Raw genomic sequence first — 13,051 nt, 5'->3', positions numbered from 1 at the left:
ACGGATGACGTCGGTGGACCGGTCACCGGGAGAGGCGCCGCCCGACGACCGGACCGCGCCCAGGACCGAACGGCGGGCCGGCCAGGGCTCCGCCGTACTGGGGTGGCTCTCGACCACCGACCACAAGGTAATCGGCAACCTCTACCTGGTGACGGCCTTCGCCTTCTTCCTCTTCGCCGGCGTGCTGGCCCTGGTGATGCGGGCCGAACTCGCGCGCCCCGGACTCCAGATCGTGTCGCACCAGCAGTACAACGAGGCGTTCACCATCCACGCCACGATCATGATGCTGCTGTTCGCGACGCCGACCTTCACCGGCTTCGCCAACGCGGTCATGCCCCTGCAGATCGGTGCGCCCGATGTCGCCTTCCCCCGGCTGAACGCGTTCACCTACTGGGTGTACCTGTTCGGGGGCCTGATGGTGGTGTCCGGCCTGCTGACCGCCGACGGGGCGGCGGCGTTCGGATGGTTCGCCTACGCGCCGCTCAACAGCGCCGCGTACTCCCCGGGCACCGGCCCTGACCTGTGGGCCATGGGGCTGGCCGTGTCGGGACTCAGCACGATCCTGGGGTCGGTGAACTTCATCACCACCATCGTCTGCCTGCGGGCCCCGGGCATGACGTTGTTCCGCATGCCGATCTTCACCTGGAACGTGCTCTTCACCTCCATCCTGGCGCTGCTGGCCTTTCCGGTCCTCACGGCGGCGCTGCTGGTCCTCGAGGCGGACAGGAAGTTCGGCGCTCACGTCTTCGACGCCGCCAACGGCGGCGCCCTGCTGTGGCAGCACCTGTTCTGGTTCTTCGGGCATCCCGAGGTCTACATCGTGGCGCTGCCGTTCTTCGGGGTGGTGAGCGAGATCCTGCCCGTCTTCAGCCGGAAGCCGATGTTCGGGTACGCGGCGCTGATCGGTGCCACGATCGCGATCACGGGCCTGTCGGCGACCGTGTGGGCGCACCACATGTTCGCGACGGGGGCCGTGCTCCTGCCCTTCTTCTCGCTGATGTCCTTCCTGATCGCCGTCCCGACGGGCGTGAAGTTCTTCAACTGGATCGGGACGATGTGGCAGGGCTCGCTCTCCTTCGAGACACCGATGCTCTGGTCCGTCGGATTCCTCGTCACCTTCCTGCTGGGCGGTCTGACCGGCGTGCTGGTCGCGTCGCCGCCGCTGGACTTCCATCTGACGGACAGCTACTTCGTCGTCGCCCATCTCCACTACGTGCTCTTCGGCACGATCGTGTTCGCCACGTTCGCGGGCTTCTACTTCTGGTGGCCGAAGCTGACGGGGCGGATGCTGGACGAGCGGCTCGGCCGGATCCACTTCTGGACCCTTTTCGTCGGCTTCCAGACCACCTTCCTGGTCCAGCACTGGCTGGGCGAGGCCGGTATGCCGCGCCGGTACGCCGACTACCTCGCCGCCGACGGCTTCACCCTCCTCAACACGGTCTCCACCATCGGCTCCTTCCTCCTCGGCCTGTCGACGCTGCCCTTCCTCTACAACGTCTGGAGGACGCAGCGCCACGGCGTTCGGGTCACCGTCGACGACCCGTGGGGGTGGGGCCGTTCGCTGGAGTGGGCGACGAGCTGCCCGCCGCCGCGGCACAACTTCCACGCCCTGCCCCGGATCCGCTCGGAATCCCCGGCCTTCGACCTCCACCATCCGGAGGTGCCCAGTGACAGAGTGCCCGTCGAGGTACGTGGTGAAAGAGGTGCGCGGTGAAAGGTGAGGCCTGGCTCTTCACCGGCACGGCTCTGTTCTTCGCGGCGACCACCCTCGTGTACGGCTGGTTCTCGCGCGAACCGGCGGGCACGGCGGCCCTCTGCGTCTCGTTCGTCATGTCGGGCCTCGTCTCCGCCTTCCTCTGGCGCCAGTACCGGCGCGGGGGACGGCGTCCGGAGGACCACGGGGAGGCCGAGGTGCGGGAGGCCGGGGGCCGGCGCGTCTTCTTCCCCGCCCGCAGCCACTTTCCCGTACTGGCGGCGGCGGGGAGCGCGCTGATCGCCCTCGGCGTGGTCCAGGGCCTGTGGCTGTGCCTCATCGGATTCGGCGTGCTGCTGCCCGGGATCCTGGGGTTCGCCTTCCAGAGCCTCGGCCACGAGGAGTAGGCCCGGCCGGGCCGGACGGCTCAGCCGTCCTCGGCGGACTCCGGCGCGTCCGGTCCGGCGGTGGTCGCGGCGATCCTCCGGCGCTGTTCGGGGGTGGTGGGGTAAGGGACCCGGTCCTGGTAGTACCAGGCGCTGATCGCCGACCGGGCGCCGGCCAGCCTGCGTCGCAGGGTGCCGCCGGCGGCCGCTCCGGCGCCGGGCGGCAGCGGCTCCGGCCGCTCCCTGGCGAGGACGGCGTACCGCTCGGTCGCCGTGAGGGCCCGGTGCTGCGGCTCGAAGCCGCCCTCCACGCCCTGGCGCACCAGGCCGGACGCCTCCCCCTCGGTCAGCAGCCTGCGCTCGCGCGACTGGAGCGCCAGGCAGAGCCGTCTGGTGAGCCAGAAGGCGGCCGCGGGCACGGCGAAGAAGGCGACGCGCAGCGTCCAGGTCAACGCGTGCACGGGCACGTCGAAGACGAAGGCGAGGATGTCCTGGGCACCGGCGAGGAGCAGCACGGCGTAGCAGGAGAGGGCGGCCACGCCCAGGCCGGTGCGGACGGGCCGGTCGCGCGGGCGGTCGCACAGGTGCCGTTCCCCCGTCGCGCCGGTGATCCAGCGTTCGAAGAACGGGTAGGCGTACAGCAGCGCGAAGAGCAGGCCCGGCAGGAGGACGGCCGTCACCAGGGGGTTCCACATGATCGTGTGCCCCCACAGGCGGGTCTCCACCCCCGGCATCAGCCGCAGGGCGCCTTCGAGGAACCCGACGTACCAGTCGGGCTGGGCGCCGGTGGAGACCACGTCGGCGCGGTAGGGGCCGTACGTCCAGATGGGGTTGATCTGCGCGATCGCCCCCAGCGCCGCGAGCAGGCCGAAGACGGTGAAGAACAGGCCGGCGGACTTGGCCATGTACTGGGGGAGGAAGGGCTGGCCGACGACGTTGCGTCCGCTCCTGCCGGGTCCCGGCCAGTGGGTGTGCTTCAGGACGACGACGAGGAGGATGTGCAGCGTGATCAGCCCCAGCAGCAGGCCGGGGACCAGCAGGATGTGGACGGGGTAGAGCCGGGGCACGATGTCCTCGCCGGGATACTGCCCGCCGAAGGCGAAGAAGCTCAGGTAAGTGCCGACGAGCGGGACCGACAGGGTGATCCCCTGGGCGATCCGCAGTCCGGTGCCCGACAGCAGGTCGTCGGGGAGCGAGTACCCCGCGAAGCCCTCGAGCAGCGCCAGCATGAACAGCGTCACCCCCAGCAGCCAGTTCACCTCGCGCGGCCGGCGGAAGGCGCCGGTGAGGAACACCCGCAGCATGTGCGCGCCGATGGCGGCGACGAAGACCAGGGCCGCCCAGTGGTGGATCTGCCGGATCAGCAGGCCGCCCCGTACGTCGAAACTGATCCGGAGGGTGGACAGATAGGCCTGGGACATCAGGACGCCCTGCAGCGGGCGGTACGAACCCTTGTACGGGGTCTCGTGCATCGAGGGGTCAAAGAAGAGGGTCAGGAACACGCCGGTCAGCAGGAGCACGACGAAGCTGTACAGGGCCAGCTCGCCCAGCAGGAACGACCAGTGGTCGGGGAACACCTTGCGCATTCCCGTCCGGAGGACTTCGGAGAGCGGCAGCCGCGCGTCGAGGGCCTCCGACCCCCGCGCCACCGCGCGCCCTGCCCTGCTCCTCGGCCGCGCATCCCGCTTCGAACCAGGCACCGGCACGCACCTCCTGCGCGGACCCTCACCCTTGGGCCGGGCAAGCCATCCGAAGTGCGCACAAAACTACCGAGATGCATGATTCGCTATCAATTCAGACACGGAGTCGTCGACTTCCGGAAATGGGGGCAGGAAGTCCTCACCCGGCCGCCGGCCATCCATCGATCCCGCCGAGGAGATGCCCGTGAAGATGCTGATCAACAGCCCGGAGACCGTGGTCGCCGACGCCCTGCGGGGGATGGCGGCCGCCCATCCCGAGCTAGACGTCGACGTGGAGCGGCGCGTCGTCGTACGCCGGGACGCGCGCGCGGGCGGGCGGGTCGGGGTGGTCTCCGGGGGCGGCTCCGGGCACGAGCCGCTGCACGCGGGCTTCGTGGGGTACGGAATGCTCTCGGCCGCCTGCCCCGGGGAAGTGTTCACCTCGCCCGTGCCCGACCAGATGCTGCGGGCGGCCGGTGCCGTGGAATCCGGGCAGGGCGTGCTGTTCGTCGTCAAGAACTACACCGGGGACGTGCTGAACTTCGAGATGGCCGCCGAGCTCGCCGAGGAGGACGGGCTGCGCGTCGAACGGGTACTGGTCAACGACGACGTGGCGGTCACCGACAGCCTGTACACGGCCGGGCGGCGCGGCACCGGGGCCACGCTCTTCGTCGAGAAGATCGCCGGCGCGGCGGCCGAGGAGGGGGCTCCGCTGGAGCGGGTCGCGGCGGTCGCCCGGCGGGTCAACGACTCCTCGCGGAGCTTCGGCGTGGCGCTGAGCGCCTGCACCACGCCCGCCAAGGGCAGCCCGACCTTCGATCTGCCGGACGGGGAGCTGGAGCTGGGGGTGGGGATCCACGGCGAACCGGGCCGGGAGCGGCGCGCGATGATGCCGGCGCGGGAGATCGCGGAGCTCGCGGTGGGCGCCGTCCTGGAAGAGCTGGCGGAGGTGAGTCCGGCGGACGGCCCGGTACTGGCCCTGGTCAACGGGATGGGGGCGACGCCGCTGCTGGAGCTGTACGGGTTCCACGCCGAGGTGGCGCGGGTGCTGGACGCGCGCCGCGTGCCGGTGGCGCGGACGCTGGTGGGGAACTACGTGACCTCGCTGGACATGGCGGGGTGCTCGGTGACGCTGTGCCGCGTCGACGAGGAACTGCTGCGGCTGTGGGACGCACCCGTGCAGACCGCGGCGCTGCGCTGGGGCCGCTGACTAAGGTGGCGATGACCGGCCAGACGTTCACGAGGCGAGGAGATCCGGTGCGTGACGCAGACTTCTTCCGGCGCTGGATGGCGGCCGCCGCCGCGGCGGTCGAGCAGGAGGCGGACCGGCTGACCGAGCTCGACTCCCCCATCGGGGACGCCGACCACGGGAGCAACATGCTGCGGGGCTTCACCGCAGTGAGGGCCGCCCTGGACGCGGAGGCTCCGGCTACGCCGGGGGCGGTCCTGCAGCTCGCCGGGCGGACCTTGATCTCGACCGTCGGCGGCGCCTCGGGACCGCTGTACGGGACGCTGTTGCGGCGCACCGGCAAGGAGCTCGGGGAGGCCGCCGAGGTCTCCGACGACGAGCTGCGCAAGGCCTTGTACACGGGGGTGGGCGCAGTGGCCCAACTCGGCGGGGCGGCGCCCGGCGACAAGACGATGCTGGACGCCCTGGTGCCGGGGGTCGCCGCGCTGAGCACCTCGTACCGGGCGGCCGGGGACGCGGCGGACCACGGGGCGCTGGCGACGGTGCCGCTGCTGGCCCGCAAAGGCCGGGCCAGCTACCTGGGCGAGCGGAGCATCGGGCACCAGGATCCGGGCGCGACCTCCTCGGCGCTGCTGCTGTGTGCGCTGGCGGACGTGGCGGACGCCGCGGACGGCCCGCGGTGACGGGCGCGGAGTCCGGCCTGGTCGGCATCGTGCTGGTTTCGCACAGCGCGCTGGTCGCCGAGGCGGTGGCCGAGCTGGCCCGGGGCCTCGCGGTGGGCGGCCCGGATGCCCCCGTGGCCCCGGTGGCGGCGGCGGGCGGAACGGCCGACGGCGGCCTCGGCACGAGCGCGGAGCGGATCCTCACGGCCGCGCGGGAGGTGGACCGGGGCGCCGGAGTCGCCCTCCTGGCGGACCTCGGCAGCTCCGTACTGACGGTCAAGGCCCTGCTGGCGGATGACGAACTGCCACCGGGGTCCCGGCTGGTGGACGCCCCGTTCCTGGAGGGAGCGGTGGCGGCGGTGGTCGCCGCCTCCGCGGGAGTCCCCCTGCCGGCGGTCGAATCCGCCGCCGCCGACGCATACGCGTACCGCAAGGCCTGACCCTCGGGTCCGGGGCCCTGCGCCCCGGACTCCCGGCGCCGCCGGGGGCTACTGACGGCCGCGCAGGGTCTCGATCTCCCGGCGCTCGCGCTTCGTGGGGCGGCCGGCACCACGGTCGCGGATGCCCACCACCGCGGCCTCGACCGGGGTCGGCGGCGGCGGGCTCTTGTCGATCAGGCACTCGGCGGCGACCGGAGCGCCCACCCTCTTGGACACGGGCCGGCGGACCACGACGATCCGCTCGCGCCCCGCGTGGAAGAGGCGCACCTCGTCACCCGCGCGTACCGGCTGCGCCGGCTTGGCGCGCTCCCCGTTGACCCTGACGTGTCCCGCCCGGCAGGCGGTCGCCGCGGTCGAGCGGGTCTTCGTCAGGCGTACGGACCAGATCCACGCGTCCACGCGCACGGATCCCGCTTCCGCTCCCGTTCCCGATGTTCCCGATGCCTCATCAGCCATGTCCAGACTCTAGTGCCGTGACCCCGGAGCGACCTTCGGCGGATGCCACAACATGAACCGCATCTGCTATGGAGATGACCCCAAACGGATTGCACATGCGTGAGTGATGGCCCTACCTTGTCGCACATGCAGTCCCGAACATGCGGTTCACCGCGCCCTCCGCACCGGGGCCGCCCCGGCACCGCGCCGGGCGCCGACCCGACCGAGGAGCACCAGCCCATGCCCCCGACCCTCCACCCGAACCGGCGCCGTACCGCTGCCGCCGCGCTGACCGCCGCCCTGCTCGTCCCGCTGGCCGCCTGCGGCGAGCAGAGCGGCGGCACGAAGGCCGACGCCGCGGCCGGAGCCCCCGCATCGGGCTCCGCCGCGCCCCGGGCCGCGAACCTCACCGTCCTCGCCGCCTCGTCCCTCACGGACGCCTTCAAGGCCGCGGGCGCCGCGTACGAGAAGGCCCGCCCCGGTACGAAGGTCACGTTCTCCTTCGCCGGTTCGCAGGAGCTCGCGGCGCAGGTCAAGCAGGGTGCCCCGGCCGACGCCCTGGTGACGGCCGACACCAGGACCATGGACGGGGTCAAGGCGGAGACGCAGACCGGCGAAGCCAAGGTGATCGCCAAGAACCGCCTGGTCATCGCGACCGGGAAGGGCAACCCGTTCAAGATCGCCGGCCTCAAGGACCTCGCCGACACCAAGATCAAGGTCGTGCTGGCCGCGCCCGAGGTGCCGGTCGGCCGCTACAGCAAGGAGATCCTGGACGAGCAGGGCGTCACGGTGAAGCCCGTCTCCCAGGAACCCAACGTCCGCGCCGTGCTGAGCAAGGTCGAGCTGGGCGAGGCCGACGCGGGCCTCGTCTACAGGACCGACTCCGCCAAGTCCGGCGACAAGGTCGTCGCCGTGGAGATCCCGGACGAGCAGAACGCGGTGGCCTCCTACCCGGCCGCCGCCCTGAAGCAGTCCAAGAACCCCGAGGCCGCGGCCGCGTTCGTGGCCTGGCTGAGCACGCCGGAAGCCCAGAAGATCCTCCAGGACGCCGGCTTCCAGCAGGCGTAGCGCAGCGGGGCAGGGGCCGGCAAAGAACCCGGCCCGCCCGCCGCGTTCGGGGAGGGGCTGCCCGGCCGGGGGGACGGCCAGATCCTCTCCGCGCGCGGAGGCCGCGCCCGGCCTACCGGCGCCCGGCCAACCGGCGCCCGACGTCCCGGTGCCCGACCTCCCGGTGTCCGTACGGCCGGGTGACCGGACGGCCCACGTACGCTTCCCACCGCAGCCGCCCGCCGAGCCAGGAACTCCCGATGAGCAGACTCCGTACCCGCACCCGGCCCCCGTTGGCCCTGGCACTCCCCGCGCTGCTCGCCGTCGCGTTCCTGCTGCTGCCGCTGATCGGCATCCTCACCCGCACCCGGTGGAGCGATCTGGGTACCCACCTCACGAGCCCCGGCGTGGTCCAGGCCCTGAACCTCTCCCTCGTGGTGTCCTTCTGGGCGCTCGGCCTCTCGCTCCTGCTCGGCGTGCCGCTCGCCTGGCTGCTGGCCCGCGTGGAGTTCAGGGGGAAGGCCTTCGTGCGCTCCCTCGTCCTGCTCCCGATGGTGCTGCCGCCGACCGTTGGCGGTGTGGCCCTGCTGCTCGGCTTCGGCCGACGCGGTCTGCTCGGGCCGTGGCTGGAGGACACCTTCGGGGTGACGCTGCCGTTCCACACGTCGGGCGCCGTCGTCGCGGCCACCTTCGTGGCCATGCCGTTCCTCGTCATCAGCCTGGAAGGCGCCCTCGGCGGGCTCAAGGAGAGCTACGAGGAGACCGCCGGCTCCCTCGGTGCCCCGCCGCTGCGCGTGTTCTTCACCGTGACCCTGCCCATGGTGGCCCCCGGCCTGATCGCCGGAGCGGCGCTCACGTGGGCCCGCGCGCTCGGCGAGTTCGGCGCGACCATCACCTTCGCCGGAAACCTGCCCGGCACCACCCAGACCCTTCCGCTCCAGGTGTACCTGCTGCTCCAGGACCAGCCCGAGGCCGCCACCTCCGTCTCGCTCCTGCTCCTCGCGATCGCCATGGCCGTGCTGATCGCCCTGCGCGGGCGCTGGACGGGCACGCCCGCCCCCGCCCCCACCGCGCCCAAGCCGGTCGAGGCGCAGCCTGCGACCGACGGTCGCCCCGTACCCGCGCCGGCCGGTGAACCGGCGACGACCGCGCCGGACCGGGCCGGCCGGTGGCCCCTGCACGCCACCGTCACCGGCTTCAACCGGCTCACCCTCGACGCCGGACCCGGCACCACCATCGCCGTCGTCGGCGAGAACGGCGCCGGGAAGACCACCCTGCTGCGCGCCCTCCTCGGCCTGACCCCGCTGGCCCACGCCGACCTCAGACTGGGCGACACCGACGTCACGGCGCTGCCGCCGCACAAGCGGCAGGTCGCCTGGGTGCCGCAGGACGGCGCGCTGTTCCCGCACCTGAGCGCCCTGGCCAACACGGCGTACGGGCTGCGGGCGCGCCGGGTGCCGCGGGCCGAAGCCCGCCGGGAGGCGCAGGCCTGGCTGGACCGGCTCGGCGTCGGGCACCTCGCCCAGCGCAGGCCCGCCCAGCTCTCCGGCGGACAGGCCCAGCGCGTGGCCCTCGCCCGCGCCCTGGCCGCCCGTCCCCGGCTGCTGCTCCTGGACGAACCGCTCGCCGCCCTCGACCAGACGACGCGGGCCCGTGTCCGGCACACCCTGCGCACGCACCTGGCCGGCTTCGGCGGGGTCTGCCTCATCGTCACGCACGATCCCGTCGAGGCGGTCTCGCTGGCCGACCGGGTCCTCGTACTGGCCGACGGACAGACCCTCCAGGACGCGCCCCCCGCCGAGGTGAGCCGGCATCCGCGCTCCCCGTGGGTGGCGCGGATGCTGGGGCGCAACGCCTGGCCGGGCACGGCGTCGGCCGACGGGCTCGCGCTCACGGCGGGGGGCCGGCTGATCGTCGCCGAGGCACTGCCCGAGGGCGCGCAGGCACTCGCGATCATCGCCCCGGAGGCGGTGTCCGTGCACCGGGACCGCCCCGGCGGCAGTCCCCGCAACGTCTGGCCGGGAACCGTACGGGAGATCACCGCGGTCGGCAGCCGGCTGCGCGTGCTGGTCGCCTCGGCCGAGGCACCTGACCTGGTCGCGGAGATCACCCCCGACGCGGCCGCCGAACTGGGCATCGTCGACGGCGTCAAGGTGTGGACCAGCGTGAAGGCCACCGAGGTCACGCTGGTCCGCCTCTGAAGGACGTCGCCGGGACCCCGCCGGGACGTCGCCCCGGTCAGCCCGTGGCAGGTACCGGCTCGCGGCCGGACCCCGCAGGCTCCGCGAGCTGCGGCGGGGCCGCCGGGGCGGTGCGCGGCCAGCGGCGGTCCGCCGCCCGCTGCACGCGCCGGCCGAGGCGCTGCATCGGCATCTCGACCAGGCGGTACATGAGGTGGCTGACGGCCAGCACGACACCGAGGAAGATCGCCGTCCAGGCGATCCGGCCGAGCGCCGACGACGGCTGCGGCGGAACGCCCACCAGCGGTTCGACGGTGCGCAGCAGTGGGATGTGCAGCAGATAGACGGAGAAGCTGATCGCGCCGAGCCAGGTCAGCGCCTTCGGGAAGCGCCGTCCCCGGAGGAGGAAACCGATGCCGAAGAGCACCCAGGCGGCGAGGTAGGCGATCGACCAGGCCTTCCAGCCCGACGACCAGGTCCGCTCCAGGGCCTCGCCCCGGTTGTACAGCCAGCCGACCAGCACGCCCGCGACGACGACGAAACCGCACGAGAGCAGGGCCGGGACGCGGGCGAGCTGACCGTGCTGCGCCCGGTACACCACGGTGCCGGCGAACATCGTCGCGAAGATCATCCAGGTTTCGAAGGCGGGGGCCCGGCTGTTGAGCGTGACCAGCACCAGGCCGGCCCCGGCGAGCAGCAGGGCGCCCGTCCCGGTCAGCATGCGGTTGCCGCTGAGCACGCCGGCGAGGCCCACGAGCACGACCGGCGTCACGATCAGCAGGAGCTGCCGGGTCGAGCCGAGCTCCGCGCTCACGAGTTGGGTGCCGACGGCCGTCCCGACCGCCAGGGCGAGGCCGGCGAGGGCCACCGCGATCGGCCCGCTGTGCCGGTGCAGGCCGCGGGTGAACAGGGCGGTGACGAAGAAGTAGAAGACCATCTCGTAGCAGAGCGTCCAGGTGACGTTCATGCCGTTGATGACACCGAGCAGGTCCTGGAGCATCAGGCCGTTCGCGATCAGCGAGGCCAGGTCGTCGCCGGTGCGCAGCAGCGCGACCGAGCCGTCCCCGTCCGGCAGCATCATGATCGAGAGGACGAAGGCGGCGATCAGGGCCGGGTAGATCCGGAAGATCCTGCCGATCCAGAAGCCCCGGACGTCGCCCCGGCGCTCCAGCGAGGCCGGGATGATGTAGCCGCTGACGATGAAGAAGAGCATGACGCCGAACAGGCCCATGTCGAAGTTCCGCCAGACGATGCCCCCGAAGGGCAGCATCCTGAGCACGTCGAAGTGGTGCAGTGCCACGATCAGAGCGGCGATGCCGCGGAGCGCGTCCAGCCAGCCCAGTCGGGCTCCGTGCGCGGCGGCCGGTGGGGCGGACGTCCGCTGGGTGAGTGGGGGTATGAGCTTCACGGCAGGGACCATAGCCCACGTCCCGGCCGGGTCACCCGCCCCGGCCCGTGGGGCCGCCCTCGGCCCGCTTCCGTGTCAGACCCCTCGGATACGGTGCCTCCATGACGAACTTCGTACTGGTGGCAGGCGTTTGGCTCGGATCGTGGGCCTGGGACGACGTGGCGCCGGAGCTGCGCTCGGCCGGGCACGGCGCCCATGCCGTGACGCTGTCCGGCCTGGCCGAGAGACAGGGCGTGCCGGCCGGGCAGCAGACCCACGTCCGGGACATCGTGGACGAGGTCGAGCGCCTCGGTCTGCGCGATGTCGTCCTGGTCGGGCACAGCTACGCGGGCATACCGGTCGGCCAGGCCGCCCAGCGGATCGGTGACCGGCTGGCCCGGGTGGTCTTCGTCGACTCCGCCGTCGCGGCCGACGGGGAGTCCTTCCTCGACGGCTGGCCGGACGGGCGGGCGATGGTGGAGGGCTCGATCGCGCGGAGCGGGGGCTTCTGGGAGCCGCAGCCCGCGTCCGACTACGCGGGCCAGGACCTCGGCGCGGAGCAGGTGGCGCGGATCGTCTCCGGTTCGACCCCGCACCCCGGGGCCACGCTGACCGAGCCCGCCGTGCTGGCCCGCCCGCTCGGCGAGCTCCCGGCCACCTACGTCAAGTGCCTGCTCGACGGTCCCGAGCCGAGCCCCGCGGTGGCCCGGCTGCTGACGGGTGGGGACTGGCGGCTGGTCACGATGGACACCGGCCACTGGCCGATGTTCTCCCGCCCGGCCGACCTGGCGCGGATCCTCCTGGCCGAGGCGGAGGCCGGGGCCTGACGTCCGTCGTCGAAGTGGCGCCGGGCCGGGCGGCCCAGGGGCCGAAGGGGCCCCCCCGGCGGCGGGGGCGGGGCGCGGGGGCCGGCCCGGCGTCGGCCGTGGGGGGCCGGGGCGGGCCCCCCCCCCCACGACAGGGCCTCACCGGCGGGCGGGCGCGGGCCGCTTCCGGGTGCCCCGGCGTACCGCTTTGGACTCCGGTCGCTGAGCTGGCATATGTTCAGCCGTGTCCGCGCCGGTCAGCGGGCCATCCGCATGTTCACACGTTCCCGTGGGGGGTACTCCGTCATGTCCTTCAGCGCGCCCGGCTCACCGCCACCGCCGCCGCCCGGCCAGCCGCCGTACGGCGCTGCCGCCCCGCACCCGGCCCAGCCCTACCCGGGGCAGCCGTACTCCGCCCAGCCCTACCCGGGGCAGCCGTATCCCGGCCAGCCCGTCTACCCCGGTCCGCCGCCCGTTGACGTCCTGCGCTCTCCGCAGGGCCTCGCGACCGCCTTGACCGTGGTGCTGTCCCTCGCGGCCGCGGTCAACCTGTTCTCGGCCGGCGCCAACCTGTTCGCCTGGTCGCTGATGAAGGACGTCATCGCGGACCCCGGCCAGGTCCCGCAGGACACGCTCGACCTGTCGGACGCCCTCACCGGCCTCGCCGGGGGCTTCCAGCTCCTGACGATGCTCGGCACGGCGACCGTCTTCATCATCTGGTTCCACCGCGTGCGGATCAACGGCGAGATCTTCCGCCCCGACGCCTTCACCCTGGGGCGCGGGTGGGCCATCGGCGCCTGGTTCATCCCCGTCGGCAATCTGTTCCTCCCCTTCCGCGTCGCGCGGCAGACCTGGGCGGCCAGCACCCAGCTCGGGCCCGACGGCTCCCACCGCCACGTCTCCACCGCTCCTGTCACGGCATGGTGGCTGGTCTGGGTGACCGCGGCGTGCACCGACCGCGTCTTCGCCCAGATGTACAAGCGGGCCGAGACGCCCGAGGCCCTGCGCGACGCCTCCGTCGTCGGCGTCGCCTCCGACCTCCTCATCGTCGCCGCCGCCGTGCTCGCCGTCCTCTTCGTCCGCAAGCTCACGGCCCTGCAGAACACCAAGGCCGCGCAGGGTCCGTACGCCGCGGTCTGACGCGCGT

General features: G+C 72.9%; 12 protein-coding genes. 9 read left to right on the top strand and 3 right to left on the bottom strand.

Annotation, left to right across the window (positions count from 1 at the left end):
* Positions 1–4 precede the first annotated feature (4 nt).
* Both ctaD and ACFCZ1_RS00795 read left to right on the top strand, forming a co-directional pair.
* Positions 5–1,714 carry a cytochrome c oxidase subunit I gene (ctaD, locus tag ACFCZ1_RS00800; protein ID WP_376676146.1) on the top strand — a complete coding sequence of 570 codons (1,710 nt, stop codon included), beginning with the start codon at positions 5–7 and terminating at the stop codon, positions 1,712–1,714.
* On the top strand, positions 1,711–2,100 hold the full coding sequence (locus ACFCZ1_RS00795) for a cytochrome c oxidase subunit 4 (RefSeq protein WP_376676145.1): 390 nt from the start codon (positions 1,711–1,713) through the stop codon (positions 2,098–2,100). Before ctaD ends, ACFCZ1_RS00795 begins: the two co-directional genes overlap by 4 nt.
* A 20-nt stretch (positions 2,101–2,120) precedes the next feature.
* Here ACFCZ1_RS00795 and ACFCZ1_RS00790 read toward each other — a convergent pair whose 3' ends face one another.
* Positions 2,121–3,665: a cytochrome bc complex cytochrome b subunit gene (locus ACFCZ1_RS00790; RefSeq protein WP_376676750.1), complete on the bottom strand. Its 1,545-nt coding sequence runs from the start codon at positions 3,663–3,665 to the stop codon at positions 2,121–2,123.
* A 298-nt stretch (positions 3,666–3,963) separates the two neighbouring features.
* Here ACFCZ1_RS00790 and dhaK point away from each other — a divergent pair, with 298 nt between their 5' ends.
* From dhaK to ACFCZ1_RS00775, 3 genes are read left to right on the top strand one after another with little or no spacing between them, the layout of a single operon-like run.
* The gene (gene dhaK, locus ACFCZ1_RS00785) at positions 3,964–4,968 is read left to right on the top strand and encodes a dihydroxyacetone kinase subunit DhaK (RefSeq protein ID WP_376676144.1); all 1,005 of its coding nucleotides are present in this window, start codon (positions 3,964–3,966) and stop codon (positions 4,966–4,968) included.
* Positions 4,969–5,015: 47 nt separating this feature from the next.
* Entirely contained in the window at positions 5,016–5,630 is a 615-nt protein-coding gene (gene dhaL / locus ACFCZ1_RS00780; RefSeq protein WP_376676143.1) for a dihydroxyacetone kinase subunit DhaL, read from the top strand.
* Positions 5,627–6,049, top strand: coding sequence for a PTS-dependent dihydroxyacetone kinase phosphotransferase subunit DhaM (locus ACFCZ1_RS00775; protein ID WP_376676142.1), 423 nt, complete (start codon positions 5,627–5,629; stop codon positions 6,047–6,049). The genes dhaL and ACFCZ1_RS00775 overlap by 4 nt, the downstream gene beginning before the upstream one ends.
* A 48-nt stretch (positions 6,050–6,097) precedes the next feature.
* Here the strand turns inward: ACFCZ1_RS00775 and ACFCZ1_RS00770 are convergent, their stop codons facing one another.
* Positions 6,098–6,505, bottom strand: coding sequence for an RNA-binding S4 domain-containing protein (locus ACFCZ1_RS00770; protein WP_376676141.1), 408 nt, complete (start codon positions 6,503–6,505; stop codon positions 6,098–6,100).
* Between the two features lie 219 nt (positions 6,506–6,724).
* Here ACFCZ1_RS00770 and modA point away from each other — a divergent pair, with 219 nt between their 5' ends.
* A complete protein-coding gene (gene modA, locus ACFCZ1_RS00765; protein WP_376676140.1) occupies positions 6,725–7,552 on the top strand; it encodes a molybdate ABC transporter substrate-binding protein in 828 nt (275 codons plus the stop codon).
* Positions 7,553–7,791: 239 nt separating this feature from the next.
* Positions 7,792–9,732 (top strand): ABC transporter permease, encoded by a 1,941-nt coding sequence (locus tag ACFCZ1_RS00760; protein WP_376676139.1) that lies wholly within the window; start codon positions 7,792–7,794, stop codon positions 9,730–9,732.
* Between the two features lie 37 nt (positions 9,733–9,769).
* Here the strand turns inward: ACFCZ1_RS00760 and ACFCZ1_RS00755 are convergent, their stop codons facing one another.
* Positions 9,770–11,119 (bottom strand): acyltransferase family protein, encoded by a 1,350-nt coding sequence (locus ACFCZ1_RS00755; RefSeq protein WP_376676138.1) that lies wholly within the window; start codon positions 11,117–11,119, stop codon positions 9,770–9,772.
* A gap of 101 nt (positions 11,120–11,220) precedes the next feature.
* On the opposite strand from ACFCZ1_RS00755, the gene ACFCZ1_RS00750 reads away from it, so the two are divergent.
* Together ACFCZ1_RS00750 and ACFCZ1_RS00745 are read left to right on the top strand one after the other, a co-directional pair.
* A complete protein-coding gene (locus ACFCZ1_RS00750; protein WP_376676137.1) occupies positions 11,221–11,925 on the top strand; it encodes an alpha/beta fold hydrolase in 705 nt (234 codons plus the stop codon).
* A 285-nt stretch (positions 11,926–12,210) separates the two neighbouring features.
* Positions 12,211–13,044: a DUF4328 domain-containing protein gene (locus ACFCZ1_RS00745; RefSeq protein ID WP_376676136.1), complete on the top strand. Its 834-nt coding sequence runs from the start codon at positions 12,211–12,213 to the stop codon at positions 13,042–13,044.
* The last annotated feature ends 7 nt before the right edge of the window (positions 13,045–13,051 follow it).

This window comes from Streptomyces sp. NPDC056224 (genome assembly GCF_042267665.1).
In the GTDB taxonomy this organism is placed as follows: Bacteria; Actinomycetota; Actinomycetes; order Streptomycetales; family Streptomycetaceae; genus Streptomyces.
The sequence above is the reverse complement of the archived record's forward strand: the minus strand, read 5'-3'. Positions and strand labels throughout refer to the sequence as shown.